The 24801-nt window shown below is 53.8% G+C and carries 27 protein-coding genes; 7 read left to right on the top strand and 20 right to left on the bottom strand.

All coding sequences use genetic code 11. The features are described 5' to 3' along the window. Positions 1–31 precede the first annotated feature (31 nt). The 3 genes from hisS to ACZ51B_RS04010 are packed head-to-tail and all read left to right on the top strand — an operon-like array spanning position 32 to position 2627. Positions 32–1288 (top strand): histidine--tRNA ligase, encoded by a 1257-nt coding sequence (gene hisS / locus ACZ51B_RS04020; RefSeq protein WP_464295947.1) that lies wholly within the window; start codon positions 32–34, stop codon positions 1286–1288. Further along, positions 1285–2154, top strand: coding sequence for a hypothetical protein (locus tag ACZ51B_RS04015; protein ID WP_464295946.1), 870 nt, complete (start codon positions 1285–1287; stop codon positions 2152–2154). Before hisS ends, ACZ51B_RS04015 begins: the two co-directional genes overlap by 4 nt. A 56-nt stretch (positions 2155–2210) precedes the next feature. Further along, on the top strand, positions 2211–2627 hold the full coding sequence (locus ACZ51B_RS04010; RefSeq protein ID WP_464295945.1) for a hypothetical protein: 417 nt from the start codon (positions 2211–2213) through the stop codon (positions 2625–2627). A gap of 3 nt (positions 2628–2630) precedes the next feature. Here the strand turns inward: ACZ51B_RS04010 and ACZ51B_RS04005 are convergent, their stop codons facing one another. The 13 genes from ACZ51B_RS04005 to gcvT form a co-directional block, all read right to left on the bottom strand. Then, positions 2631–3695, bottom strand: a complete 1065-nt coding sequence (locus ACZ51B_RS04005) for an A/G-specific adenine glycosylase (protein ID WP_464295944.1) — start codon at positions 3693–3695, stop codon at positions 2631–2633. Between the two features lie 197 nt (positions 3696–3892). After that, entirely contained in the window at positions 3893–4603 is a 711-nt protein-coding gene (gene pyrF / locus ACZ51B_RS04000) for an orotidine-5'-phosphate decarboxylase (protein WP_464295943.1), read from the bottom strand. Between the two features lie 121 nt (positions 4604–4724). Then, positions 4725–5249 (bottom strand): hypothetical protein, encoded by a 525-nt coding sequence (locus tag ACZ51B_RS03995; RefSeq protein ID WP_464295942.1) that lies wholly within the window; start codon positions 5247–5249, stop codon positions 4725–4727. Continuing rightward, positions 5246–5842 (bottom strand): lytic transglycosylase domain-containing protein, encoded by a 597-nt coding sequence (locus tag ACZ51B_RS03990; protein ID WP_464295941.1) that lies wholly within the window; start codon positions 5840–5842, stop codon positions 5246–5248. The genes ACZ51B_RS03995 and ACZ51B_RS03990 overlap by 4 nt, the downstream gene beginning before the upstream one ends. Next, positions 5839–6255 (bottom strand): flagellar export protein FliJ, encoded by a 417-nt coding sequence (gene fliJ / locus ACZ51B_RS03985; RefSeq protein WP_464295940.1) that lies wholly within the window; start codon positions 6253–6255, stop codon positions 5839–5841. Before fliJ ends, ACZ51B_RS03990 begins: the two co-directional genes overlap by 4 nt. An 84-nt stretch (positions 6256–6339) precedes the next feature. Continuing rightward, on the bottom strand, positions 6340–7731 hold the full coding sequence (locus tag ACZ51B_RS03980) for a FliI/YscN family ATPase (RefSeq protein ID WP_464295939.1): 1392 nt from the start codon (positions 7729–7731) through the stop codon (positions 6340–6342). Beyond that, positions 7731–8447: a FliH/SctL family protein gene (locus tag ACZ51B_RS03975; protein WP_464295938.1), complete on the bottom strand. Its 717-nt coding sequence runs from the start codon at positions 8445–8447 to the stop codon at positions 7731–7733. The genes ACZ51B_RS03980 and ACZ51B_RS03975 overlap by 1 nt, the downstream gene beginning before the upstream one ends. A gap of 18 nt (positions 8448–8465) precedes the next feature. After that, positions 8466–9479 (bottom strand): flagellar motor switch protein FliG, encoded by a 1014-nt coding sequence (gene fliG / locus ACZ51B_RS03970; protein ID WP_464295937.1) that lies wholly within the window; start codon positions 9477–9479, stop codon positions 8466–8468. Beyond that, entirely contained in the window at positions 9476–11188 is a 1713-nt protein-coding gene (gene fliF, locus ACZ51B_RS03965; RefSeq protein ID WP_464295936.1) for a flagellar basal-body MS-ring/collar protein FliF, read from the bottom strand. Before fliF ends, fliG begins: the two co-directional genes overlap by 4 nt. Positions 11189–11226: 38 nt before the next feature. Continuing rightward, positions 11227–11541, bottom strand: coding sequence for a flagellar hook-basal body complex protein FliE (fliE, locus tag ACZ51B_RS03960; protein ID WP_464295935.1), 315 nt, complete (start codon positions 11539–11541; stop codon positions 11227–11229). 27 nt (positions 11542–11568) lie between these two features. Then, a complete protein-coding gene (gene flgC, locus ACZ51B_RS03955; protein ID WP_464295934.1) occupies positions 11569–11961 on the bottom strand; it encodes a flagellar basal body rod protein FlgC in 393 nt (130 codons plus the stop codon). Positions 11962–11978: 17 nt separating this feature from the next. Continuing rightward, the gene (flgB, locus tag ACZ51B_RS03950) at positions 11979–12350 is read right to left on the bottom strand and encodes a flagellar basal body rod protein FlgB (RefSeq protein WP_464295933.1); all 372 of its coding nucleotides are present in this window, start codon (positions 12348–12350) and stop codon (positions 11979–11981) included. Between the two features lie 124 nt (positions 12351–12474). Next, complete coding sequence (gcvT, locus tag ACZ51B_RS03945; protein WP_464295932.1) at positions 12475–13563, bottom strand: glycine cleavage system aminomethyltransferase GcvT; 1089 nt, start codon at positions 13561–13563, stop codon at positions 12475–12477. Between the two features lie 189 nt (positions 13564–13752). On the opposite strand from gcvT, the gene ACZ51B_RS03940 reads away from it, so the two are divergent. The 3 genes from ACZ51B_RS03940 to ACZ51B_RS03930 are packed head-to-tail and all read left to right on the top strand — an operon-like array spanning position 13753 to position 17148. Continuing rightward, positions 13753–15009, top strand: coding sequence for a tetratricopeptide repeat protein (locus ACZ51B_RS03940; protein ID WP_464295931.1), 1257 nt, complete (start codon positions 13753–13755; stop codon positions 15007–15009). Beyond that, complete coding sequence (locus ACZ51B_RS03935; protein ID WP_464295930.1) at positions 14973–16550, top strand: tetratricopeptide repeat protein; 1578 nt, start codon at positions 14973–14975, stop codon at positions 16548–16550. The genes ACZ51B_RS03940 and ACZ51B_RS03935 overlap by 37 nt, the downstream gene beginning before the upstream one ends. Further along, on the top strand, positions 16522–17148 hold the full coding sequence (locus tag ACZ51B_RS03930; protein WP_464295929.1) for a flagellar brake protein: 627 nt from the start codon (positions 16522–16524) through the stop codon (positions 17146–17148). The genes ACZ51B_RS03935 and ACZ51B_RS03930 overlap by 29 nt, the downstream gene beginning before the upstream one ends. Positions 17149–17244: 96 nt before the next feature. On the opposite strand, the gene ACZ51B_RS03925 is transcribed toward ACZ51B_RS03930, so the two are convergent. The 4 genes from ACZ51B_RS03925 to ACZ51B_RS03910 are packed head-to-tail and all read right to left on the bottom strand — an operon-like array spanning position 17245 to position 21168. Further along, positions 17245–18786 (bottom strand): amidohydrolase, encoded by a 1542-nt coding sequence (locus ACZ51B_RS03925; protein ID WP_464295928.1) that lies wholly within the window; start codon positions 18784–18786, stop codon positions 17245–17247. Beyond that, positions 18786–20066: a flavin monoamine oxidase family protein gene (locus ACZ51B_RS03920; protein WP_464295927.1), complete on the bottom strand. Its 1281-nt coding sequence runs from the start codon at positions 20064–20066 to the stop codon at positions 18786–18788. The genes ACZ51B_RS03925 and ACZ51B_RS03920 overlap by 1 nt, the downstream gene beginning before the upstream one ends. Continuing rightward, positions 20063–20326 carry a hypothetical protein gene (locus ACZ51B_RS03915; RefSeq protein WP_464295926.1) on the bottom strand — a complete coding sequence of 88 codons (264 nt, stop codon included), beginning with the start codon at positions 20324–20326 and terminating at the stop codon, positions 20063–20065. The genes ACZ51B_RS03920 and ACZ51B_RS03915 overlap by 4 nt, the downstream gene beginning before the upstream one ends. Beyond that, positions 20323–21168 carry an aldo-keto reductase family protein gene (locus tag ACZ51B_RS03910; RefSeq protein WP_464295925.1) on the bottom strand — a complete coding sequence of 282 codons (846 nt, stop codon included), beginning with the start codon at positions 21166–21168 and terminating at the stop codon, positions 20323–20325. The genes ACZ51B_RS03915 and ACZ51B_RS03910 overlap by 4 nt, the downstream gene beginning before the upstream one ends. Positions 21169–21508: 340 nt before the next feature. On the opposite strand from ACZ51B_RS03910, the gene ACZ51B_RS03905 reads away from it, so the two are divergent. Next, positions 21509–22114, top strand: coding sequence for a DUF4337 domain-containing protein (locus tag ACZ51B_RS03905; RefSeq protein WP_464295924.1), 606 nt, complete (start codon positions 21509–21511; stop codon positions 22112–22114). Here ACZ51B_RS03905 and ACZ51B_RS03900 read toward each other — a convergent pair. The 3 genes from ACZ51B_RS03900 to ACZ51B_RS03890 are packed head-to-tail and all read right to left on the bottom strand — an operon-like array spanning position 22106 to position 24797. Then, on the bottom strand, positions 22106–22999 hold the full coding sequence (locus ACZ51B_RS03900; RefSeq protein WP_464295923.1) for a glycosyltransferase: 894 nt from the start codon (positions 22997–22999) through the stop codon (positions 22106–22108). The genes ACZ51B_RS03905 and ACZ51B_RS03900 overlap by 9 nt on opposite strands. Beyond that, positions 22996–24186, bottom strand: a complete 1191-nt coding sequence (locus ACZ51B_RS03895; protein WP_464295922.1) for a DegT/DnrJ/EryC1/StrS family aminotransferase — start codon at positions 24184–24186, stop codon at positions 22996–22998. Before ACZ51B_RS03895 ends, ACZ51B_RS03900 begins: the two co-directional genes overlap by 4 nt. Further along, positions 24183–24797, bottom strand: a complete 615-nt coding sequence (locus ACZ51B_RS03890) for an acetyltransferase (RefSeq protein WP_464295921.1) — start codon at positions 24795–24797, stop codon at positions 24183–24185. The genes ACZ51B_RS03895 and ACZ51B_RS03890 overlap by 4 nt, the downstream gene beginning before the upstream one ends. Between the last annotated feature and the right edge of the window lie 4 nt (positions 24798–24801).

The following is a 24801-nucleotide window of genomic DNA, read 5'->3' as shown; positions in this document are numbered from 1 at the left end:
CGCCTGAGGTCTATCTTCTACAATAAGGCCTATGGGTTACCAAGCTCCTCGCGGCACCGAAGACGTTTTGCCGAATGATTCTCATCGGTGGCTGCGAGTTGAAGCGGCTTTCCGCGAAGTTTCGAGCCGTTACGGCTATCAGGAGATGCGCACTCCTACGTTTGAAGAGACCGAGTTGTTCACTCGGTCGGCGGGTGATACATCGGACATCGTCACCAAGCAGATGTACACCTTTATGGACAAGGGTGATCGCAGCATCACGTTGAAGCCTGAAGGCACAGCGGGCTTGATGCGTTCGGTGATTCAGCACAGCATGTGTCCTCCGGGCACTATCTTGAGGCTGTCGGCGATTACACCCATCTTCCGGTATGAGCGTCCTCAGAAGGGAAGGCTTCGGGAGGCACACCAGTTTGATCTTGAGCTTGTGGGTTCTGCCGCGCCAATGGCCGACGCTGAAATCATCGAAGCGACGATCGCGTTTTACCGAGAGGTCGGGCTGCCTGAAGTTCAAGTGTTGCTGAACTCAATAGGTCGGGCAGAGTGTCGAGCCAAGTATCGGGATGCGATCCTTGCTCATGCTGCTGCTTATTTGCAGGACCAGGATGAAGAGACGCGCGCCCGCTATCAAAAGAACCCGATGCGGCTTTTGGATAGCAAAGACGAGGCGGCTAAAGTTGCTTTGCAGGGCGCACCTCCTGTGACGGATTATCTTGAGGACGAGTCGCGGGCAAACTTCGACCAGCTTCAGCAGTTGCTCACCGATGCGGGTGTGGACTATGTGCTTTCCCCCGAGATTGTTCGTGGGCTGGACTACTACACGGATACAGTATTTGAGGTTCAGTCGACTAAACTGGGCTCCCAAAGCTCACTTTGTGGTGGTGGACGCTACGATGGTCTGATCAAGGAACTGGGCGGTAAGCAGACTCCTAGCGTCGGCGTGGGGATGGGTATTGAAAGGCTTCTCATCGTGCTGGAGGCTTCCGAAATCGAGATGAGTGCAAAGCGCCCTGATGCGTTTATCATTTCGGCGACTCCTGCGGGGCGAACGGTTGCGGCAAAGATTGCGAGAGAGTTGCGGGCTGAGAAGCTCACCGTTCTGGTGGATCCGGATCAGCGTAGCTTGAAGTCGCAGCTTGGTCAGGCGGATAAGGCCAAGGCAAAGTTGGCTCTTATTGTGGGTGATGAGGAGATTGCCAAGGGGGCTGCGCAGATCCGAATTCTGGATTCGGGCGAGCAGCGTGAGGTGAGCTTCGAACAGCTCGTGAAGACGGTTCAGGTACTTGTGTGAGATATCTTGTCCCAGCTTTGATTGCGCTTAGCAGTGCGGCATTTGGCCAAGTGCCGGATGTCCGCACGAAGGTGGATCTGACTATTTCCTATCGCACGGGCGACCATATTCCGAGCGAGCTGAAAATGTACGATCCGTTGGGCAAGACGAGCACGCTGGGACTCACTTTTTATCTAGAACCTGGGTTCCGGGCGTTCATTGCCGAGCGACTCCAGCGAATTGAAAACGACCCTGATCGGGATCCTTTTGACGAATATTACGTGGAGGATGAAGGGATCTGGAGAGTTGGTCGTCAGTATCTTCCATTTGGTTCGGGGAACATTCTGCGCGAGAGCGTCGTTGCAGCTCGAGCAGATACGAACCTGATTATTGAGCGCCTGCCTATTTCCGTTGCAGTGTGTGATGGTGGCAACGGTTTGCCTCAGGGCTTTGTCGGGCGGCTTGGGAACCAGTTTGGGCTTAGCTTTGCTACGGGGCACAACTTTGGAGTGAGTGGGACGGCTCTCGGGTTAGTGCGTCGCCTTGAGAATTCACCTGGTAGGAATAGAGGCTGGAGACAAGCTCTCGGCGTCGACGGTGTTCGTAAGAGCGGCATCTTCTCATCGCGTTTTGAAGTGGTGGCACTCTCAAACTCTCAAGATACGTCTGTAAAGGATATCCAGATCTATGATCTCAGCTTTAGCAGCCAGCCTTCTAAGTACCAACTTTTCACTGTCGGTTTCACTCGAAGAATGCCTGACCGTCTGGATATTTTTCGGTTGCTGGGCTCTTACTACATCAGCAAGAACGTGACTTTAGATCCAATGGTTCGTTACGCTGAAGGGAAGTTGTTTGACGCTACGGTCTCAGTTCGTGTCCGTTTTTAGGCTAACTTGTTGGAAATGCTTCACACGGTTCGCATCTGTCGGTAACCTTAAAGAATATGAGTACGGCTAAACGTGCCTACGACGTTCTTCGTAGCTACGTCAACTATGGTTGGGACCGAGTGCAGGGTGGCGACGAGACAGATGCCGAGCGTGAACTACGTCAGGCGATGGAGCAACCTCTGCCCAACTCGAAGCCGCAAACTCAGGATGTGCCCAACACGCCGAAGCCAGTTCCAATGACCTTGGAGAATGCGCGCAAGTTGTTGGGGGTTGATTCCAATGCGACTACAAAGCAGATCGACGCATCTTATCAAGAGGTGATCGGGGTTGTAGACCCCGCCAAGTTTACGGTTGGGACCGATGCGCACACACGGGCGGTGGAGCTTCGGGCCAAGTTCCTCGCTGCACGGACCTTGTTGATTGCAAATATAGACCCGACTGTTCAACGCTTCGAGCATCTCGAAGTGGAGTAGCGCTCAGATCGTTTTCTTTGCAATGGACAAGATCTTGCGCTGAGGTGCGGGCATTGGCAAAGTTGCAAGCTGTTCCAGGCTGCACCAAGTGAGCAAGGGCGATTTGGACTCGCACCGAACATAAGAGACATCCACTGTGATGCGATGCTTGGTGACCGAGTGGCGGATTTGTCCTAGCTCCTGCAGCCATCCATCACCCACCAAATCTCTCAATTCTGCTACTTCTCCGGTCTCGTCTGTTTGGATTCGTGGGAATTCCCACATGCCTTCCCACCAGGTTCCTGCGGGGATTTGACGGACTCCGAATGAGTCTTCAAATTGAGGAATCCAAACAACGTGGCGTAGTTTAACCGTTTCTTGCTTGGGGGATTGTGTTGGCAGTTCGTCAACTGTCCAAGATTGCCGGGCTACGCACTGATCCCGTAGCGGGCAAATGGGGCAGTCAGGCTTTGTTGGCTTGCAGATCGTGGCGCCTAGCTCCATGAGGGCCTGGTTCCAGTCGCCTGGGCGATCCTTAAAGAGTTGGTAGTGCGCCCACTCCCAGGCGTTTTTGGTAAGAGCTGGGCCAAAGGCGCGATCACCCGTTACTCGTGCATACACTCGCTCAACGTTTCCATCCACAAGAGCGGCGGGCAGTGATTGGGCAATGCTTGCGATTGCCCCGGCAGTATATCGACCGACTCCAGGCACTGCGAGCCAATCAGTGGCGGACTGGGGAATTCCATGGGTTGCCACAAACTTTGCGCCATCTAAGAGAAGGCGGCAGCGACGGTAGTAACCGAGGCCTTGCCACAGCTCAAGGACGTCCTGTTCATCCGCCTTTGCCAAATGCTCGACGGTGGGGAAGCGGGCCATCCATCGTTCCCAGTAGGGGATGACCGTGGCAACCTGCGTCTGCTGAAGCATGATCTCGCTGACCCAGATGGCATATGGGTCGCTCGTGCGGCGCCAGGGAAGGTCTCGCTTGGCTGAATCGTACCAGCGAAGGAGTGGGCCGCCGTTCTTTTGATGCAGCAGATGCTCCGCACGTGAACTGGCATAGCCGTTAGGCACTTGCTTGCGGGGCATATAGGAAAGGTACCTCTAGCAGACTCTTCCAGTGGTGGGGAGAAAATGTGGATAACTAGAATTAATGCTGTAGGTGCTTCTTAACAATAAGTGAGAGAGTGGTACTTGTAGGCGCGATCTTTTGATCTGCCTCGTGTGGAGAAGAGTTGCGGATGGGGCCGGAGTGATCTGGCCCCAAATAGATTAGGCCTTGTAGTTCAGGCCGTGACTAAGCCGAACTGGCCGAGCGTAGACATAATGTCGGGGCTTTGGATGAGTGCGCGTCCGATCACGAGATAGCTGGCGCCATCTTCAAGGGTTTGTAAGGCGTCGCCAACTCTCTTCTGGTCGTGGACTTCGCAGTTGGGCAGTCGGATGCCCGGGGTGACGATTTCCGCCTCGTGTCCGAGTGCCGCACGGAGTGCTTTGACCTCGTGAGCGGAGCACACGACACCCGCGAGTTCACAATCCATGGCTAGCTTGCCGAGGTAGATCATCTGCTCTTCGATCGTTCGTTGCACACCTAGGTGGGTTGTAAGAATGTGCTGGTCCAGACTGGTGAGTACCGAAACGCCGACAAGCTTAGGTCGTGTTTCGATAGGGTAGCACTTGGCCTCTTCTGAAGCAGCCAGCATCATGGCTGGGCCACCAACGGTATGGACGGTGATCATCCATGCCCCACGTCTACAAGCTTCACGCACGGCGAGGGCGACGCTGTTGGGGATGTCGTGGAATTTGAGGTCTAGAAAGACGCGATTTGCGCCCGCATCGTGTAGTCGATCAATGACATCGAGACCGTGGCCCAAAGTCAGCGCATGACCAATTTTGAAGGCACCCACATAGGGGGCTAGCTTCTTTACAGTGGATACCGCTTCATCGAGGTCGTGCATGTCCAATGCGCAGATAATTTTCTTATTAAGTTTTTCCATCGCCAACGTCTCCACTGCTTATTGTCGCTCATTTCACCCTATACAGCGAACTAAGTTATGTGATTCTGACGTCAAGTTCAGGTTTTTTCGGAGGGTGCGTGTTAAGGGGCGTAAAGACCTGTTAATTCTTCTGGGCTTCTTTGGCTGCGTCGGCGTTGGCCTTGATCTGATTTGCCTCTGCCTGCATGGCTTTGCAGATTTCGTTGGCCTTTGGAGTGTCCACGGCTGCGAGTAGTGCCGTTACCTGGTCTTCTTCCATCCGAAGCGCGATTTTTGCGACGTCCTTGGCGGGCCACTTCATCACTAAGTCTTTCAACTTAGTGACATCCATGCCGTTCCAAATACTGGCGAGTTTCATTTCGCCTGGTTCCGTGGAGGGTGGAGGCACGGCCTTCTTCTTGGGTTGAGCGTTCTTCTTACGCTTCTCTTCGGCAGCCATTTCTTTTTGGAATGCGGCTACAGATTTTTGGAGCAGGACGACATTGTCTTGAATGAAACCAACTTTTGGGTTCTTCGTGGCGACAATGTTCTTTGGCTTCTTCTTTGGAGTGATTCCTGGGATTTCTAGAATGCCTGTGAAGGCAAGTCCGCCCACTATTCCGACGATCAGAATAATTGGAATCAGCACAAAGAGAAGCTTCTTCATCTGTTTCCGAAGCCTCGTTCCTTGATGCGCAAGACGCCGCTAACATAGGCAATGGTTTCTGGGAAGTCAGGGATTCCACCTGCTTTGTTTACGTTCCCAGGGCCAGCGTTATACGCTGCCAGTGCCAGCTTTTCGTTCCCTTGGTAGGCGTCAAGCATCTTCTTGAGATACTTTGCTCCACCGCGAAGATTTTCTTCAGGGTCGAGTGCGTTTTTGACACCTAGTCCGCGCGCGGTCTCAGGCATCAGCTGGGAGAGGCCGGTGGCACCTGACTTGCGGTTGACGCTATTGGGGTTCCAGCTGCTTTCCTTCTCGACCAAAGCTAGGAACAGTTCTGGGTCTACTCCTGCTTCGTTCGCAGCATTTCGGGCCATTTCTTGTAAGCCCTTCACATTGGCGTCTACTGTGAAGTTGCCACCAGGACTGAAGGGCTTGAGGGGACCTTTCATGGCTAGATCCATATGATCCTTGTAGGACACCGCCGATGAAGAAAGTGTGGTTGGTTTGTTAGAATTGGTTCCGCTGTACGCAGAGATTCTTTGTTGCAGGGAGTTCATGCGCGAAAGTGCGCCTTCAGGACCAAGCAAGCTCATGCTGCCCTCCGAGTCACCGCCCATTCATCAAGTTCGTTTTGCTCTCTGCGAGACTCTTCCAGTTGCCATTCTTCTTCAGCTCTCTCTCGGAGCTTCTCGATTGCCTGGACCTCTCGCTTCCGATCTTGCCAGTTTTCTAGGGCGCGCTGCTCTTCGGACTCGACGACGGTAAGAGCGATTCTCGCCTCACGTTCGTCGCTGTCGGTCTTCAACAGCACTCTCTCAAGCGCTCGGTGGCCTTCAAGTGTCAGAACGGATTCTTGAAGCAGGGATTGGCGATAGTTCTGGATTGCAACGATGGAGGCATCGACTTCAAGACGCGCGGCGCGAGCGTCGCGATACGCCTCTAAGGCCCAGCTCTCTTCGAGTCGGCGATATTCCAAAACCTTCTCTAGACGGAACTTGAAAGACATGGCGGTAACTATCCGATAAAGCGATATTGGAAAGTTCAATTAAGAACTTCCCACTATCGTCATCGGTTAATTTGCTCGGGTTCTTTAGAGGGAATTGGGGTGCAGCGTTTTAGAAAGTTGAGCAAGGGTGGTTTCCCACTCGGAACTCTCATCTTTCCGCTGCTTCAGGAACTTCAGGATTCCATCGTACAGGTCGAGAGCTCGATCTGTGTCTGGCCGTGATCCACGTTTGTACGCTCCAATGCTTACCAGGTCCTCGATGTCCTTGTAGGATGCAAGTGTCTCCCGAAGGTCTCTTGCTAGCTCCATCTGGTCAGGGTGAGTAACCATGGGCATGGTTCGGCTGAGGCTTTGGAGGATGTCGATCGGTGGGTAGTGGCCTCGGCTGGTGAGCTTTCGGTTGAGGACTACGTGGCCGTCAAGGATGGATCGTGCAGCGTCTGCGATGGGCTCGTTGGTGTCATCACCGTCTACTAAAACTGTATACAGTGCAGTGATGGCCCCGCGTGGCCCTGTTCCGGCTCGCTCCATCAATTTAGGGAGGAGAGCGAAGACGCTGGGGGTGTAGCCCTTGGTGCTTGGTGGTTCTCCGACGGCGAGACCGACTTCGCGTTGAGCCATTGCAAATCGAGTGACGCTGTCCATCATGAGGAGGACTGACTTGCCTTGATCACGGAACGCTTCACAGATAGCAGTTGCTGTGAGAGCTGCTTTGATTCGGACCAAAGCAGGTTGTTCGCTGGTGGCGCACACGATGATGCTTCGTTTGAGGCCTTCTGGACCCAAATCGTTTTCGATGAACTCTCGGACTTCACGACCTCGTTCTCCGACAAGTGCGATCACGTTTACGTCGGCCTGACAGTTACGCGCAATCATGCCGAGGAGGGTGCTCTTTCCAACGCCGGAGCCCGCGAAGATGCCCATGCGTTGGCCGACGCCCAGACTCAAGATCCCATCAATGGCGCGAACGCCAGTCGTCATGGGTTCGTGGATCATCGTGCGATCCATGGGTCTGGTGGACTGCGCCAGGACGGGATACGTGATGGGGCTATGGATCGGGCCAAGCCCGTCCATTGGATTTCCTAACGCATCGAGGACACGTCCGAGAAGACCTTCTCCTGTCGGAACTCGAAGACACGAACCTGTGGCATAAACCTTTGCGCCGGCTCGGATGCCACCGAGTTCTCCAAGAGGCATGAGCAAGGTGCGATCTCCTTTGAAACCCACCACTTCGCAAGGGAGAAACTGGTCGTCAGCATCGTCGTCGGTGACGCTCAGCTTGCGGCTCGGAGGAGGGGCATCGCCACTGGCCTGAATCCAACAGAGATCGCCAACGCGTGCATTAGGGCCGTTCGATTCGATGATCAGTCCGACAACATCTGCAACTCGTCCAGCCACCCGGAAGGTTGGAGCTTCCTCTTGGGCTTTCTTGAAGCGGTCAAATCTGGCTGGGGCTGGGAGAAGAAACCGTGACATTAAGCGGCTTCACCAACATGCTCTTCCAGCAGTTCGAGATGTGTTTCAACAGTCGCATCGATGATGCCACCCTCTGTTTCGATGACACAACCTCCTTCGATCGTAGGGTCATCGACCAGTTCAAGTGAACGGATCGATGCGGTTGCGGCGATTAGTTCACTGCGATGTTGGTTGAGGATTGCAGAATCGAACGGGTTGAGCCGAATCCGAGCGTGAGTTGAGTGGGTCACTTCTCTTAGAGCGTATTTCACCAGTTCCAGACAGGAGTCGCGGCTCATGGATAGCTCTGTCCTGAGAATGTCTCGGACTGCGTTCATGGCTAAATCGGTCATGGATTCCTCCGCCTGTCGAACCCAGGCGTTGAGAGCGACCTGGATCTTATCGACAAGTTCGTCTAGGTCGGTGGTGAACTCGCTGAGTGTTACTTGCTCGGCCTGAGTTCGCTCTGTGTAGGCTTGAGCGAAGGCTTCGTCACGACCCTGTATTCGCCCTTTTTCAAGGCCGGTTCGGAAGCCGTCTTCATAACCGGATGCAAAGCCTTCTTTGCTGGCTTCTTGTCGAGTCTCCTCGATTAGTTGCTGGGTGCTCATACCCCGCGACTTGTTGAGAATCGCGCCTGGGATTGCGGCAACATTCGGGAGGATTCCTGCGAGCGTTTGTGCTTCGCCAGGAAATCCACCGCGAATAACATTCTTGTTGGTAGGTTGTTCAGACATAGACATTTACTCGCCGCATTAAATGAGGACGTCTTCCTCTCCGCTTCTTCCGACAACGACTTCGCCAGACTCTTCGAGCTTTCGGATGATAGCAACGATCTTTTGCTGCGCTTCTTCCACCACGCGAAGTCGAACGGGGCCCATGAACTCCATGTCTTCTTTGAGCATCGCAACAGCGCGCTCGGACATGTTTTTGAACACCTTGTTTTGAACGTCGCCGTTGACACCCTTGAGGGCTGTGGCAAGTTCTTTCATATCGACTTCCCGGAGGATTGCCTGAATAGCTCGGTCGTCCAGTTGGATGATGTCTTCGAATACGAACATCATGTTCTTGACTGTGTCGGCGAGCTCGGGTGACATTTCGCTGAGGCTTTCCAGGATAACGCGCTCTGTCGAACGGTCTACTCGGTTCAGAAGGTCCACCAAGGCCTTCGGTCCGCCTGCCTGAGTGAGTTCTTGGCTAAGAATGCTGCTGACTTTCTTCTCAAGAACCTGCTCGACACGTCGGATCACCTCTGGTGGCGTTTGCTCCATCATGGCGATTCGGGCAGCGACATCTCCTCTCAGTTCGCTCGGGAGCTTGCTGAGGATCATGGCTGCGTTATTAATCGGCATGTATGCGAGGATGAGGGCGATAGTCTGTGGGTGCTCGTCTTGGATAAAGCTGAGAACCTGGCTGGGATCGGCCTTCTTGAGGAACTCGAAGGGCACGACCTGCATGGCGGCCATGATTCGCTTGATGACCTCATCGGCGCGCTCTGCACCGAAGGCTGACTCGAGCACGGAGCGAGCCTGTTGTACGCCACCCTCGGCGATGAATTCTTGCGCAACGGCATGCTCGTAGAACTCGGAGATAACGGCTTCGCGTTGATCGGGAGAGATCTTATCGAGTCGAGCGAGTTCCAAAGACAGCTGTTCGATGTGCTCTTCTTCCAGATGGCGAACAACCTTACCCGCGATCTCTGGTCCGAGGACCATGAGCATGATGGCTGCTTTCTGGCGGTGCGTTAAATCTTCCTTGCCTTTTCTCATCTTCTTTCCTCAAGCAACATGCTCTTCACAAGCATCGCTACCACCTGTGGCTTTTCCGTAGCCATCTTTCTTAGCTGTTCCAATGGAACGTGAACTTTGTCTTTGATCTCTTCGATTTCGATCACGTCATCGTGTGGATGCGGGTACGAGTGACCGTGGTCTCCAAGAGCGCTGGCAGGAAGATGAACACCGTCTTCTGTCGCGATTCGATCCAGCAGTTGATTAGCAATCGACTCAAGCGACTGAGGGGTGTCGTTGTGATGCATCGAGCCATCTGCCGACATAGCGAGCTCGTTGTCTGAACGATGGACCGCTGCGGGAGCTGGTAGATAGGTCTTTGCGAACTTGCCGACCTGTTTCACTACGAGCAGTGCGACGAAGAGCAGAGCTACGATGGGCAGAATCGAAATGAGTTGCTGCATTCTGGCTTGGCTTGCTGCTTTATCTTCTGCGGCCCTAGCATCTTCAAATGCTTTCGTGTCAAAAGCTACGTCGGTAACCATGTATGCGAACGGCTGGTTTGGTAAGGGCACGCCGTTTGCATCTACTTGCAATTTGCTTCCCAGATGGCCCCGTAGGATCTGCTCAACCTTCGCCTTGTCGACATTTCGGTTGGTGTCTACGACAACGTTGAGATTTAGGCTTTTGAGGGTGCCAACTGCCTTATCGCTGATATTAACCCGACGGCTCGCACCGAAGTTGGCTGTTTTGACGTTGCCGAGGTACGTCCCCTTATCCCCTCCTCCTCCACCTGACGTGGGTGCGCCAATATTTGAACCTGCTCCGGCGGCTCCTCCGACGGCGTTGCCCGGTTTGCCGTCAACTTTCTCGTTACTGGTGGTGACATCAAGCGGCTTTTCTGTAGGAGTAACAAGGTCTTCCGTAGACTTGAGCGAATCCATGTCGACTTCGGCTCTCGCTATGACCGACGTGGCTCCCACACCGAAAGCGTGGTCAAGCGTCGCTTGAAGTTGGTTCTGGTGTTCCTTTGAAATCTGTTTTTCTAGATCAAGTTTCTTGGAAGCCGTCGAGGTGCTGTTGCCTTGTTGATCTGCTCCATTCCAGAGGAACTTCATCTGCTGGTTGGTCACCACGACGTTTGCAGCCTCCATCTTCGGCACCGCGTTGCTAACCAGCATGGCGATGACTCGGCCGTTTTCTTGTGTCAGTGCTCCTGGGCTGGATTCTACGACGGTGACTGCTGCCGTTGGTGGTTTGTCATCGGATTGAAAAAGTGCTGCAGGTGGCAGAGTGATTTGGACGTGAGCGCTGGAGATGCCATCAAGTTGCTCGATGGTGCGAGAGATCTCGCCTTCGGCGATGGTCTTGAGGCGCTCTCGCTCAACGGTTGGAGTTGATCCCATGGGAATCTTATCAAATTCGCCCTGACCCCAACTGCCTTGAGTTCTGGGTTGTTTGCCGGTGACAGCAAGCTTTGCGTGGAGTTTGTCTTTCATGCCCACAGGCACCTTGATAACGCCAGCTTCGGACACAGCGTCAATTCCCTGACCTTCCAGCTCAGCCATGATCACTCCGCGATCCTGGTCGCTCAGGTTGGAGTAGAGCGTTTCATACTTGGGCCGTGAGGCAAAGATATAAACGCCGATGAGCATAAACAGGAGGACAGCGACTCCGCCGAGAGTGGCTACTCTCTGAGTCTTATCTGTGGTTCTCCACCATTCTTGCAGTCGTATTAGCAGGCCGCCCATTGCTTAGTTCCAATGTGGCGACGTCTTGATTATTGTTTCTAGACTTGCATACGATTGATTTCCTGATAGGCTTCAAGCACCTTATTTCGAACTGCAAGGGTTAATTGCATCGTAGTGCTTGCCTTCTGGACAGCAATCATCAAGTCATCTACATCCACAGGACGTCGACCCGTGAGGAAGTCTTCGGTCTTTGCTTGCGCATTGTTTTGCGCTCCATTGACCTCTTCCATCACGTCCATCAACATCGAAGCAAAGTCGTTGCTTTTGTCACCCCCGCCCTTCACCTTTGGAGAGGTGCCAAGCTGCCCAGACTGGAGAGCTTGTTCGATAGCGGGGTTGGTGGGGATTCTCATGATCAGTTACCGTTTACGGTGTTCTGGTTAAACTTTTCCGATACTCAAGGCGCTTTTGATCATTCCTTTGGCGGTGTTGAATGCCGCAATGTTGGCTTCGTAGGCCCTGCTTGCACTCATCATGTCCAGCATCTCAAAGACAGGCTGAACATTGGTTGCCTTTACGTTGCCCGTGGTGGGGTCAGCGTTTGGGTTGCCTGGATCGTATCGTTGAACGAAGTCCGTTTGGTCTTCCTGAATGCCTGTGATCACGGGGCCATTTTCGCTGGTTGTGATCGAAACATCTCTTCTCCGATAGGGCAGAGTGTTTCCAACTTGAGTTGACTCGGCGTTCGCGATGTTTGCCGAGATCACGTCCATTCGGAAGCGCTCTGTAGACAGGCCAGCTGCCGAGACTTTCATTGTGCCGCTAAGTGTCATCGTGGGTTATCTCCTAGCTATTTGCCCTCGCGGATGACGTTTTTCATTCCGCTAAAGTAGTTGGCAGTGAGATCGGTGAGAGTCTGATACCGAAGCTCTGTTTCTGCAATGGACTGGACCTCTCGTTCGAGGTCCACGCTGTTGCCATCACGACGGATACTGCCCTCATCCGTGGTGACTTGGTCTTTGGGGTCGGATGGCAGCTTCGGGGCGCCAGAAGGTGTCTTCATTTCGCTCTCCAAAGCGATGTTGAAGTCTAGATCCTTCCGCTTGTAGCCGGGCACGTTTACGTTCGCAAGGTTTGCGGTGAGCAAACCCTGTCTTGCGGACGCTTTTTGAAGTCCTCGACTTAAGTTATTTAGCTGTGGCGAGAAAAGTTTCTCTAACATGACACGGTTGGTTCATCCTTCCGCGCATCCGTTCGCTGACTGCCTCACCCTCTTGGTTTGGCTGGGCCTGAGTAGGCCCATCAGCTTTGTCGGTATTCCCTCGCCAAAAGCTCAGGGTGTTTGTTTACTTTGCGCGCTTAAAGAAGCGCTTGTTGACAATCACACCAGGTTCCTGCTTCCCGCGCACTTCAATCGTGCAGGGAGTATCGAGTGCAATATTTGAGTTGATGAAAACGAACGCGAGGCCACGATCCAGCAAAGGTGAGACCACGCCACTGCTGACTTCGCCTACTTCTTCGCCGTTGACCATGACCTTCATGCCCGGTGTGATCAGTCGCTTGGATTCGAGCTTCACACCTTGAAGTTTCTGTGCTGTGCCGTCCGTTCGGGCTTTGTTGATGATGTCGCTGCCGATGAAGCTTTTCGTTTTGCTAATGACCCAGCCGAGGCCAGCGGCGATTGGGCTCAGCTCGTCGGTAAGTTCATGACCGTACAGAGGCAGGCCAGCTTCCACACGAAGCGTGTCTCGTGACCCGAGTCCGCATGCAGCAACTCCTGCATCGAGGAGGGCTTGCCAGAGTCCCGGCGCATCTTCTGCGGAGCAGATCAGCTCATAGCCATCTTCGCCGGTGTAGCCGCTTCGGGCAGCAAAGACGGGGATGCGGGCCACATTTGCCTCGACAATTCCAAAGGCCGCAGCGTTTCTGAAGGCACTTGGATTGTCGCTGAGACCTGCAAGGGTCTCGACTGCAGTTGGACCCTGAACAGCGATCATGGCGGTGGCATCGGTCTGATCGGTGATGCTCACCGACTCTTCATTGTTTTGCCGGAGCCAATTCACGTCTTTCTCGTGGTTGCTGGCGTTGACGACCATGCGGTAGTGCTCGTCCTCAATTTTGTAGACGATGATGTCGTCAACGACTCCTCCGTTCGCGTTGGGTAGCAGGGAGTATTGTCCGGTGCCGTTGCCTAGCTTCGCAACATCATTGCTGGTGACGCGCTCAAGGAATTGGAGCGTTCCTGGACCCTTGAGAGTGAGACGTGCCATATGGCTCACATCGAACATTCCAACTCCGTCGCGAACAGCTTTTGACTCAGCGATGATGCTGGCGTACTGGACCGGCATGTCATAGCCAGCAAACGGAACCATACGGCCGCCTAGTTCAATGTGCTTTGCATGAAGCGCGGTGCGGAGTAGTTCTTGTGTAGACATATTGTCTTGAGGGTACCGCGAACTGCTAAAACAGTGCGCTGGCGGCAGTTTTCCAGTTTTTTGAGAGAAAGTGTCAGAAGTTCCTGGGCAGTAGAACCGTCTATAGTGGAGGTATTCCACTCAAAATTAGGTTTGGTACAATGGCAGGAGATTTGTCGTTGTACGGTTCGGCAGGAGAATCGCTCCCTTATGGTCCTTTGTAAGCATTGCAATACACCCAACAGCCTGGATAGCACTTTCTGTAAGAGATGCGGAACAGGTCTTCCTGAAGATGACATTTCAGAAGCGAAAGCCAAGCTGGAAGTAATCCTTGCGGAAGGTGTCGCCCGACTCAATGAGGGCAAGGTTGAAGAGGCTATGGCTATTGCCGAGTCTTCGGTGATCTCCGATCCTTCTTCAGTTATGGCCCTTACGCTAAAGGCTAACTGTCATGAGCGACGTGGTGAGATCGCTGAGGCATTGGAGTGTGCCGAGCAGATCGTGGATCTGAATCCAGATTCTGACCTTGACAAGATTCGACGCAATCAGCTTCGAAGCGCACTTGTGTTACATGCTCGACCGGCTCCTCAATCTGATCGTAAGCTGGCCGTGATCGGCGCTGTCGCTGCAACCCTGTTAGTGGTTTGCCTTGGCGCGCTCATCGCGAAGGTTTCTCGAGAGCCCGTCGAGAAGCCTGTTGCTTCTCTCAGTGGTTTGGAACGACAGCCCAATCAGGATTTGGGCCAGCAATCTGTGCAGCAGCCGAGCACTCAGACAAACCCTGGGACTAATCAGCCGGCGACTCAAACAAACACAGCTACGCCCACTACTGATCAGACCGGGCAACAGAATCCTCCTGCGGATCGAACCGAGGCACCATTGGACACTAAGACTTCCCCTTGGCGTCCGGGCGATATCGGCAATCAACTTCCATTGCCAGGGAATTCGGGCAACACGATCGTGACACCCACCAATCCGGCTCCGAAGAAGCAAACAGACAACCAGCGAAATGGTGCTGAGAATCCTGGTAGCGATCCTTCGCCGGTACCTGGACCTGCTCCCACTCCGCCGAAGGAAGAACCAGAGGCAGTTCAAGGCGAGTACAAGATAGAAGTCTCGAAGGGTGGCGGTAGGAAAGTGAATGGTGGGTCGGAAACGGTCAACCCCACAGGTGGATCCAAGGCTTACTTCAACGTTGCGAACGATCAGTACCTGCTGGGCAACTATGCAAGAGCAGCAGTCAATTTTGAGCAGTCACTGAGAAGCGGCGGCGACCCAACCCGCATCAACATGAGGCTCGGACAAGCCTATCAAAAGATGGGCAAGAAGTCAGAAGCAGCCAACGCCTATCAGCGAGCCATAACGGCCTGCGATAAGGCGATTGCTTCTGGGCGAGGCGATAAAGAATCGTTGCAGGCTACTCGGGAAACTTGCCAATCCTACCTCCGCGTAGTTCAGGGAGGCTAATCATCGGTATTGTAAGCAAGTCAACGTTCATTGCTGGATTTCTATTCACCGGGGCGTTTGCACTTGCAGATACCCCTCCTACCGTTCTCATTGTTCCCATTAGCTTGGATGCAAAAGACACTGCCGGGGCTAACTACTCCGTTGCCAACTACTTGGCTCAGGAGATGGAGACGGAAGGTCGCGTCGCTCCTGTCGTGTGGGGACTTACTGATCCTGTTTTCCGAGCCGCAGCGCTTGATGGCAAATTGGGCAATGTGCCGGACAATCCGAACGGCAAACAAGCCTTAGAAGTTGCCAAGAGACTTAAGGCCGGTTTTGTGGTCTTGTACAGCACCAAGCGGGAGAAGGGAAGTTTAGTCGCCAAGGCGGACCTGTACTCCGGGAGCCGCAAGGTTTGGCACAAAGAGACGAACATTGCTGCGCTGACGGCTGGCCAATCGGATGCGGAGAATGTAGCCGCTTCCACGGCGAGAACGTGGTACATGCTCATGAGCCGCGAGTTCTTCAAAGAGTTTCCACCTAAGAAAAAGGCCGTCACTCCAGAACCTGCTCCGGGCCAAACACCCACGGTCACACTCCCTATCCCCACAAATCCCGTGAAACCTCAAAGCAATGAGGCGCTTCTTAAGGAGTTTGAAGCTCTCAAGAAGAGTGGTCAAACTTCGCAGGCATTGGGGCTGATGAAGGATGCTGTGGATCTCAAGCCATTCGATTCAGAGCGAAGGCGTGTTCTCATTCAGCTTCTTGTAGATATGGGCAACCCAGTAGCAGCAGCCGAAGAGGCTAAGCGTGCTGCCGGAGTCATTCCCGAGGACAAGCAACTTAGATCTCTCGCCATTCGGGCGTACTTGGCGGCTGGTCGCGCCGAAGACGCACGGAATGTTTTGAATGAAGCATTGTTGCGGGACCCTAACGACCAGCAGACTCTTTTGCTGGCTGGACGCGCATATCTCGCGATGCTTCAGCCTGAAACTGCTCTCGTGTCCTTGGACAAGGTGATCAAGACAGGGCCAAACGTGGACGCGAGCTTCTTCAGAGCTCTCACCCGATCGATGCTAGGGGGAACCGATGGTTGCCTTCTGGATCTCAAAGAGTTCCAGAAGCTTGCTTCCAATGAACTGCCTTCTGTCGCGTTGGAGCGGTTCCAGTTCGCTTTCACCGTTCTCGATTCGAGTCTCTCAAAGGTTTCGGTTGAACTCCCCAAGCTCCTTCAAAGCGCGCTTATGAAGCCAGAATCGAAAGAGGTGGCGGAGGCTAATGAGCAGCTCTTAATGCTCTCGCTTTCTCGTGGCACCTTCATGGAGAAGTTGCCTGTACCGGAGTTGCATACAAAATCGTTCGAGAGGATGCAACTGGCACAGAAATTGATGCGCCAATCCATGTTGGACTTAGGAAGGTTCCTAAAGGGCAACGAGGATTCTAAGACAGATGCACGCATCAATTTGGGAGAAGCAGTGAAAGAACTCAATGCCGCTCGTGAAGCGTTCCTGTCCGAAAAGGGAGCGCCAAGCAATGCCGGATCTAATTCGCTTCGTCCTTAGTTTAGTTGGTTTGTTCATCGTGTCCGTAGGCATCTCCTACGGACTCTCAAATGTCTTCCGCAAGCTAAGACGCATCACACCGATCCTTGGCGCGAGAGTCCGTGTTCGGACTTCGACTGGGATATTTCGGTCGCGTTTGGAAGCGGTATCCCCGCGGGGGTGGACCATTGGGGCACCTCTCAGCAGAGACAACTATGTTCCACTGCGAGTTGGTGAATCACTTGTCGTCGAGGTTCCCGCTGAGGGTGGTGTCATCCACTTTCGAACCACGATTCTGGAGCGAGACGCGGACAACCACACGTTCCTGATTGCTCTCCCGGAAGAGACGTCAAGAGTTAAGGACAGACGCGCAGAACCCCGGATCTCGACCGTGTTTGAGGATGATGCAAGGATCGAAGGGATGCCTGCCAAAATCTTGGATGTGAGCACATACGGCATTCGCATGGCACCAAACGGACGTGTGAAGACCGGCGATCGCGTTCGGATTGACGTCACCTGGGCGAGGGAACCGATTTTCGGATGGGTGCTTGCAGACGAGAGTACGGGTGTTCGGATTCGGTTTGAAGAGCCGCTCGCACACAAGATTTCAATGAAGTAAATAGAGACGGCCCCACTGTCTGATGGGGCCGCTTGAGGGAGGGAGGATGCGCTTCATTTATAGAGACGCTGTCCAAAAATGGGGCGTTCCCGGGTCCTAGGACCGCACCAATGGGTCCGCATCAAGAGTTTGGAAATCCGCCTTAGTGCCAGGCAGAAGTGTTCCCGTGCTATGCCCATCGCCATTAACTTTGGAAGCTTCAGCAGTGTAGGCGAGAATGGCTTCCAGGCGTGTGCAGTTCTCTGTTGGGTCAAAGCCTTCAGGACGGTTCTCGGCCGTTCGTATCCCATCCCATGGATTGCCAGCGACGATTGGACGGTCTGAATTAAAACTCAATGGAATCCCCGCATCAATCAAGCTCCGAGCGCGTTTTAGCTTGGCTGCGCGTTCCGGACCCAGCTGACGCCGATACGACACTCCAAACTTCATGAGGAACTCTGGTTGGAACGTCACCGGACAGCCCGCACGAGCGATCCTCTCGATTTGCTCATCGCTGAGGAGCATGGCGTGTTCCAGCCGGTGTTTGGCAGCTTCACCCGTCGCTTCGTAGGCTTCCAGAACGAGGTCCGTGCTGTAGTCGCCGATTGTGTGAGTGGCTACTGAATATCCGGCTTCGTGTGCTCTGAGCACCATGTCTCTGAGCCGCTCGGGCGTATAGATTAATTGACCGTCGACCTCGCGTGTGTCATTGGAGACAGGTTTGCCGTGTCTCGAAACTCTCAGACTTGAGGGAGACTCGCCGGAGTACCGGCCGTAGATGGCCGCAGTAGCGGAGCCTATTGCACCATCGGCGAAGATCTTTATGCCCGCTATACGACCTCGACCTGTGCCTTCTAGAGGACGCTTCGCGGCCTCTAACTCCTCTGTCGGCATAGGTTTTGGGCCGAGCGTTGGTTTCCATTGAAGGTAAAGCCGTATATCGATTGCGCAGCCGCGATCAAGGGCAATCTTGTACGCTTCCAGCTCCATTGGAAGGTTGAAGCGTCCGGTCATCATGTCCGAGGCGCAGCCGATTCCCAGAGCCCGCATCGCATCTGCCGCCCGTGTGATGGCGTCGACCATCTGCTCGAGGTCTGGCGCTGGCTCATAGCTGGAGACGTGCTCATGGGCGTGTTCGAGCAGTACGCCGGTTAAACGGCCGGATGCGTCTCGAACATAGCATCCGCCTTCAGGATCTGGAGTTTCATGGTGGACTCCCGCCAGTTTTAGAGCGGCCGAGTTGACCACACTCGCGTGCCCGTTAACGTGCCGTAGCAAGATTGGGCGCTCGCTTGAGATCGCATCGAGTTGATGTCGATCTAGGTGCATTCCGTCGTATCGGTTCTGATCGTAATGAACGGCAAGCAGCCATCCCTCGGGCTGGTCCGCGTGTCTTTGACGCACGAGGTTGAGTACATCCTCATGTGTGGACGCGCTGCCCAAGTGCAGCTTCTGTAGATCCAGACCAGTCGGAAGAATGTGGCAGTGGGCGTCGATAAAGGCAGGTAACAGATACCGCCCTTCGTGGTCAACGATCTCAGAAGCTACTTCCGCTCCACCCAGAGAGGTTCCGCGCGCAACGACGAGTCCATCCTGGACGAGCATCGATTGTTGCTCACCTGTGAGACCCCATCTGAAGTTCTGATGGAGCGTTCGCATTACGAAGACTGGATCTGCTGGACTACGCGCTCGGCACTTTCTAATGCGCCTTCGATAAATCCAACCCACTCCGACGTGTGTTCTCCCGCGAAGTAGATCTTGTCCTCGTTGGGAGCAATGCTTTCCATGTGCTCCAACACGTACCTTGGGGCAAGGTGACTGAAGGCTCCTTGGCTGTAGGGATCGCGGACCCAGTCGTGGAACCAACCGCGTACAAAATGCTCTTTTGCCTCTGGGAACATTTGTGATAGCTCGTAGAGACCTGCGGCAACCGGGTCACCGAGATCGCACCACTTGACCGCACTATTCCCACAAACGTAGGAGGTAAGAACCGCACCTTCACCCATGGTACCGTCCCATGTTTGCTGCAGAGCGTTATCCACCAACATGCTTCCACCCCACTCGATGTCTTTCCACCAGGGTTTGCTGAAGTGCCAGGAGATCTTCACTGCCCGACTCATTCGGCAGGCTTCAATGGCACATCGCTTCCCGACGCTCAGTGCAGGCTCGAAGACCACTCTTTCTAAACAGGGTGGAGGCAGGGTCACGATCACTCGGTCTACTTCGGCCTCTCCATCCGCAAAGATCAACTTGATGTGGTTGCCGTTTTGCTGAACCCTTTCAAGGACCTTGCCAAAGTGTCGCTCGCCCTTCAGGCTGGCCAGCATCTTCTCAATTAGCTGCCCGCTTCCGCCAGGGAAACGATAGGCGCTCATGACGTCTCCGTCCCGGTCGAGGTACTTGAGGTAGCCAGACAGCCAGCCAAGTAGGCCAATCTTGTCGAGGTCATCACCTTCATCGCTTCGTAGCTTTGCCGTGACCCACCATAAACCACGTTCGCTTTGAGCGTTTTCTCTTACGAATTCCTCAAGGGTCTTTTCGTCTAGGTCGGCCAGGTGCTCGTTTTCCCATGGTGGAGTGCGAAGGTCTCGGCACATCTCACGTGCGGCAGCCTCTACTCTAAGGTCGTCTTCGAGGGCTTCGTTCCAAACTAAGTCTTCGGTGGTCTGGCGAGCATTGTAAACCAGTCGTTGGGGCCAGCTTGCTTTGGGTTCTGGTGCTTGTCCAAATTCCTTAAGCAGCGCAATTGCTCGATGGTGGTCGGAGTCGAGCCACTCTCCACCGGCCTCGTAAAGTACGCCGTCGCCTTGATCAACGCAGTGGATTCTTCCGCCAGCTCGCTCACGAGCTTCGAACATCACTACTTCGATGCCTGCCTTCTCTAAAAGCATAGCGGCTCTCAGTCCGGCTATTCCTAGACCAACGATTCCGACCTTCAACTACGATGCTCCTGGCCGCGCATGCGCATTACTATATCCGTTACAAGACATCCAAAAACTCCAAAACCACATAAGCCCACGGCCCAAACCGGCGCATGAATTCGATAAACGTAAAGTGCTGCACCAAAGAAAAGAAAACTTGTGGCCATCAAGAAGGCTCTGTTGCCGCGTTTCTTGACCATGAAGACATTGATCACTGCCGCCACCGTGCAGCCAATTGCTGCCCACATTAAGTAGTTCTCAAACTCTGTTTGTGTCACGAGGCAGCCCCCGCAGCCGATTCCAACTGCCGCCGCTCGAATGCTCGCCGCACCACTTGGTCTCTGGATTCGGCGAACGTGTTCCAAACATCTTCCTGATCAAAGGAAGAGAGCACTGGTTCAATCAGAGTTCTGAATTGAGGATCCTGCCCCTGCTGCACAGCACTCAACGCATCTTCAGCCTCTTTTGCGGACCGCACTCCGACTAACACAGGATGATCCTGGGCCAAGTCAGCAATGGCAGCTTGGGCAAGTGCGGGATCTGGACAGGTCGGCAGGGAAGTAAAGGGAAGCCCGTATCCCCAGTTCAACGGCCTTGAGGTTACGACGCCAACGCGACGCTCTTTGGCGAGTCCGGAGAGTGTGCGGTAGGACTCATCGTCATAGTGGTTCCGAGGCACTTGCAACACTTCAAAGGCGTCGTGGAACTGCCAGAGTCCGAGAGAAGCCATTGCGGGACCGTCGCAACACAGGCCTATGAATCGAACGTGTCCCTCCTGTTTTGCGTGTTCTAGTGCTTCGAGGACACCTGAAATCTGGTACTCCTCCACAGCTTGCCGAACGCGCAGGAAGTAGATATCGATCCATTCGCGCCCCAGCGAACTAAGCGTTTCGATCAGGTGCGCTTGGATGAGATCGCATGCGTGACGATCATCGTTTGCGTTTTCGTACCCGAACGAGGAGAGCTGCGTCAGGAAGCACTCGTCCGCCCCTCGCATGTGTCCACCCCACAAGGCTGGGTTGCTGGAAATATCGATCGGAACCTGGCTCCCTCGAACCGTTTCCACCAAGTCTGGAATGGACTCATGAGGATTGGCAGAATTCGGGAGCGACAGACTCAACCAAACATCCGGGAATTCTCGATTTGTTCTCCCAAGTAGCTTTGAGCCCACACTTCGTTGTACCCGAGGGGGAGTTGCGGATACTTTGTGTGGGCACTATTTACGTCAGTGAGGGATCGCCTGAAGATTGGACTCAGGATGGTGAACTCACTTTCATATCGACATGAGTTTCTTGGCTGGTAGTAATCCCGCTTTGCTCTATCGCATTTTGTTCTCGGCGAAACAACCCTGCTGCAGTTGTAATAGATCTCCAAGTTCCTTGCCGGACACGCTGTGTTAAGTCACTTGAGAACGACCTACAACGCGTTCGGTGCTTTGAGTTATCCTGTAGCTTACATATATGGAAGTAGATGCGCTTGAACTAAAAGAGAAAGCGGAAGATGCCGCCAAGAGTAAGTTGAATGCCATGGTGGCCGTGACCATCGCGCTGCTAGCGACCTTTATGGGAATCTGTAAGGTTAAAGATGACAACATCGTTCAAGCCATGCAGCAGGCCCAAGCCAACAAAATAGATGGGTGGGGCTACTACCAGGCCAAGAACACCCAGATGAAGCAAGCCATCATTGCTTCGCAGCAGCTGGAAATTGCTGCTGAGTCTGCAACGGGGAAAGCAAAAGAGCTGGCGTTGAAGTACTTAGAGCTCAATAAATCCAACGCGAAGCATCTGGATGAAGAAAAGGTCAAGCTCAAGAAGGAGGCCGAGGACTGTGACAAGCTGTATGACGCGCTCAACATTCACGATGACCAGTTCGACTTGTCCGACGCATCGCTGGCTCTGGCAATCTCTCTCCTGGCGGTCACTGCTCTGACGCAGAAGAAGTTCCTCTTCTATGTTGCCCTCGTGCCAACCACCTTCGGAGTGGTGATGGGAGTGGCTGGTTTGTTCTCGCTTGGACTCCACCCCGACGCACTTACGAAGCTCCTTTCCCTCTGGGTCTTAAGGTAGAAGCGTTTTGACAAAGAGCTTGAGTCCCCAGGATTTGGGGACTCCGAGTCCACCTGAATCGCGCCAGAGTTTCAGTTGCTTTCTTGCAGCAGACTTTTCCCCTCTGGCTGCGTACTCAGCGGCCGCCTCAAAGAACTTTCTCACGCGGGCTGTTTCCAGAGTGGGTCTGGCTTCTTCAGGCATTTCAAGTGCGATGTGCTGAAGCATCTCTTGCTCAGATGCGAGCCTTTTGTCGAACGCAGCCCCAGACCAAACTCCGCCTGCGTGAATCCTGTAAGCCCCCATACACTCATCAACCATCTGAATCCCACCGTGGCGTGCTGTGAGCATGTGAAGGGCCCAATCTGATGACCGCACTTGGTGCATCCACTTGGGAAATGCTACCGGTACCGCGGATCGACGATACATCACGCTGCAAGTGTTCATAAAGTTCTCTTTGCAGAGGTCCTGAAGTGAGTAGCTAGGACGCAGATCTCGGGGATATGTGAAGTCTTGTCCCTGACTCTCTTGGTGAAAGTTGAGAGTTGGGTGAAAAGAGATCACCGTTTCAGGGTTTGATTCTAACTGACCAACCTGAGCTTCAAGTTTGTTGGGTGATGTCCAATAGTCATCACCCTCAAGGAGTGCAATATAGTCGCCCGTACAAGCTTGGAGAGTGGCCTCAAAGTTGTGTGACATGCCCACGTTTTGAGTCCGGAGAGTCGGCTTGATGAAGTCGTGCTGGCTCGCATATTCCTCGATGATTGAGGCGGTTCGGTCGGTTGAAGCATCGTCGAAAATGATGAGCTCTATCGGAAAAGGTCGCTTCTGCTGGACCACACTTTCTATTGCTTGTGCCACGAACTTCTCGTGGTTGTAGGTGATCATTGCGACAGAGACTTTCATGGTGTTTTCCGATTAGCCAAGGCTGTTGGAGCAAATGCGATGATGGAGCAGATCGTCTCAATGGCCGCTTCATCTACGGCTTGACCGGTGGGAAGGACAAGCACAGAATCACAGAGTTGCTCGGTTGCTTTTAGTTGCAAATTGGCATAGGTTGGATCGCTTGCGTACGGCTCCATTCGATGAATGCCTGGCGCAAAGTATCTACGGGCCAAGACTCCATCTGCTTGGAGAACTTGGTGAAGCTGGTCTCGATTGATACCGAACTTCTCTGCATCTACCTCCAGCACCACATACTGATAGTTATGTTGCACTGACTCCTGAACTGGCAAAACGCGAATGCCATCCAGCGGTAGTAAGTGTCTGCAATAGGCGTGGTAGTTCGTGTGGTTTGTGTCAACAATCGATGAGATCGACTCGATGTTGGTGAGAGCCATTGCCGCGCTCACTTCGCTCATCTTGCCATTGGTGCCTTCACTAACGACGCTGTCGTAGCCCCCAAATCCAAAGTTAATCATGAGGCGGATCTTCTTGGCAAGCGCATCAGAATTGGTGGTCATGACACCCCCTTCGAAAGCGTTGATGAACTTGGTCGCGTGGAAGCTAAAGACCTCGACGTCGCCAAAATTGCCAATCATTCCATACGGGGAGCTGCATGCGAAGGCGTGCGCCGCGTCGTAAATGAGCTTGAGTTGCTTCCTTTCGACGAGCGACTGAAGGGCGCCAGTATCGCACGCATTGCCCCAGAGATGCACCCCAAGGATGGCGCTCGTTCGATCTGTGAGCGATGCCTCGATTTTGCCCACGTCGATGTTATGATCATCCAGGTTGACGTCCACAAAAACCGGCTTAAGCCCGACCCACTGAAATGCATGGGCGGAAGCGACGAAGCTGAAAGCGGGAACAATAATCTCGCCTTTCAGCTCAAGAGCCCTTGCAGCAACCTCAAGTCCGATGGTTGCGTTGCAGACGGCTACCGCATGTTTCACTCCAAGCATGGAGCAGACTTTGGCTTCCAACTCTTGGACGTAACGACCGTTGTTCGAGAGCCATCGCCTTTCTAGAACGTCGTCTAGCCGCTGATAGAGTGCCTGTCTTGAGCCGAGGTTGGGACGTCCCACGTGCAGCGGCGGCTCAAATGCGGGAGCGCCACCACAAACCGCCAAATCTAGTGCTGATCTCTTACTCAACGTGCGGGTACTCCCTTTACCGTGCAGTCGTCAGGCACATTCTTGGTGACCACTGCGCCAGCTCCGACGGTCACTTTGTTGCCGATTGTGAGTCTTGGAAGCACTGAGGCACCCGTTCCAATCTCGCAAGCTTCCCCAACCGTCACAGAACCGGCCAGAGCAGCGTTAGGCGCAAGTGACGTAAACTCTCCAACTCTGCAGTCGTGCGAGACTCGTGCTCCAGGATTTAGGAGAACAGCTCTTCCCAAAGCCACGTCGGTCGTCACCGATGCACACGCTAAAACCACACAACCTTCGCCAAGCGTAACCGTTCTTCCTACATAGGCTGCTGGGTGAATGATCGTCGCAAACTGGCACGAGTGCCGTTCAAAGAAGCTTTTTCGAGAGGCTGAAATGCCGATTCCAACCGCAACATGAACGTTAGGGTGCTGAACCATCCACTCTGATGTTCCAAGAACGGTGTAACCGCTGACTGTCGTCCCGGTGGCGGCTGGATCGTCGACAATAAACCCATGTAGTTTCCAAGTTGGAGTTACATCATTCGTTGCTAGAACCGCGTCCAGAATCTCTCTCCCTAGACCGCCGGTTCCTACGATTACAAGTTCACGCATAAAG

The sequence above is a fragment of the Fimbriimonas sp. LA-C6 genome (assembly GCF_055398105.1).
Note: the sequence above shows the minus strand (reverse complement) of the source record. Positions and strands in the feature narration are given on the sequence as shown.

Bases quoted from the DNA above. Each gene is read 5' to 3' on its own strand.
- ACZ51B_RS03980 (WP_464295939.1), bottom strand. From the start codon at position 7,731: ATGTCACGGTTTCTTCTCCCAGCCCCAGCCAGATTTGACCGCTTCAAG.
- flgC (WP_464295934.1), bottom strand. From the start codon at position 11,961: ATGACACTTAGCGGCACAATGAAAGTCTCGGCAGCTGGCCTGTCTACA.
- ACZ51B_RS03925 (WP_464295928.1), bottom strand. From the start codon at position 18,786: ATGCGAACGCTCCATCAGAACTTCAGATGGGGTCTCACAGGTGAGCAA.
- fliF (WP_464295936.1), bottom strand. From the start codon at position 11,188: ATGGGCGGCCTGCTAATACGACTGCAAGAATGGTGGAGAACCACAGAT.
- gcvT (WP_464295932.1), bottom strand. From the start codon at position 13,563: ATGTCTACACAAGAACTACTCCGCACCGCGCTTCATGCAAAGCACATT.
- ACZ51B_RS03940 (WP_464295931.1), top strand. From the start codon at position 13,753: ATGGTCCTTTGTAAGCATTGCAATACACCCAACAGCCTGGATAGCACT.
- ACZ51B_RS04010 (WP_464295945.1), top strand. From the start codon at position 2,211: ATGAGTACGGCTAAACGTGCCTACGACGTTCTTCGTAGCTACGTCAAC.
- fliJ (WP_464295940.1), bottom strand. From the start codon at position 6,255: ATGTCTTTCAAGTTCCGTCTAGAGAAGGTTTTGGAATATCGCCGACTC.
- hisS (WP_464295947.1), top strand. From the start codon at position 32: ATGGGTTACCAAGCTCCTCGCGGCACCGAAGACGTTTTGCCGAATGAT.
- ACZ51B_RS03990 (WP_464295941.1), bottom strand. From the start codon at position 5,842: ATGAGCTTGCTTGGTCCTGAAGGCGCACTTTCGCGCATGAACTCCCTG.
- ACZ51B_RS03905 (WP_464295924.1), top strand. From the start codon at position 21,509: ATGGAAGTAGATGCGCTTGAACTAAAAGAGAAAGCGGAAGATGCCGCC.
- ACZ51B_RS04005 (WP_464295944.1), bottom strand. From the start codon at position 3,695: ATGCCCCGCAAGCAAGTGCCTAACGGCTATGCCAGTTCACGTGCGGAG.
- ACZ51B_RS03995 (WP_464295942.1), bottom strand. From the start codon at position 5,249: ATGAAGAAGCTTCTCTTTGTGCTGATTCCAATTATTCTGATCGTCGGA.
- pyrF (WP_464295943.1), bottom strand. From the start codon at position 4,603: ATGGAAAAACTTAATAAGAAAATTATCTGCGCATTGGACATGCACGAC.
- ACZ51B_RS03900 (WP_464295923.1), bottom strand. From the start codon at position 22,999: ATGAAAGTCTCTGTCGCAATGATCACCTACAACCACGAGAAGTTCGTG.
- ACZ51B_RS03930 (WP_464295929.1), top strand. From the start codon at position 16,522: ATGCCGGATCTAATTCGCTTCGTCCTTAGTTTAGTTGGTTTGTTCATC.
- ACZ51B_RS03890 (WP_464295921.1), bottom strand. From the start codon at position 24,797: ATGCGTGAACTTGTAATCGTAGGAACCGGCGGTCTAGGGAGAGAGATT.
- ACZ51B_RS03975 (WP_464295938.1), bottom strand. From the start codon at position 8,447: ATGTCTGAACAACCTACCAACAAGAATGTTATTCGCGGTGGATTTCCT.
- flgB (WP_464295933.1), bottom strand. From the start codon at position 12,350: ATGTTAGAGAAACTTTTCTCGCCACAGCTAAATAACTTAAGTCGAGGA.
- fliG (WP_464295937.1), bottom strand. From the start codon at position 9,479: ATGAGAAAAGGCAAGGAAGATTTAACGCACCGCCAGAAAGCAGCCATC.
- fliE (WP_464295935.1), bottom strand. From the start codon at position 11,541: ATGAGAATCCCCACCAACCCCGCTATCGAACAAGCTCTCCAGTCTGGG.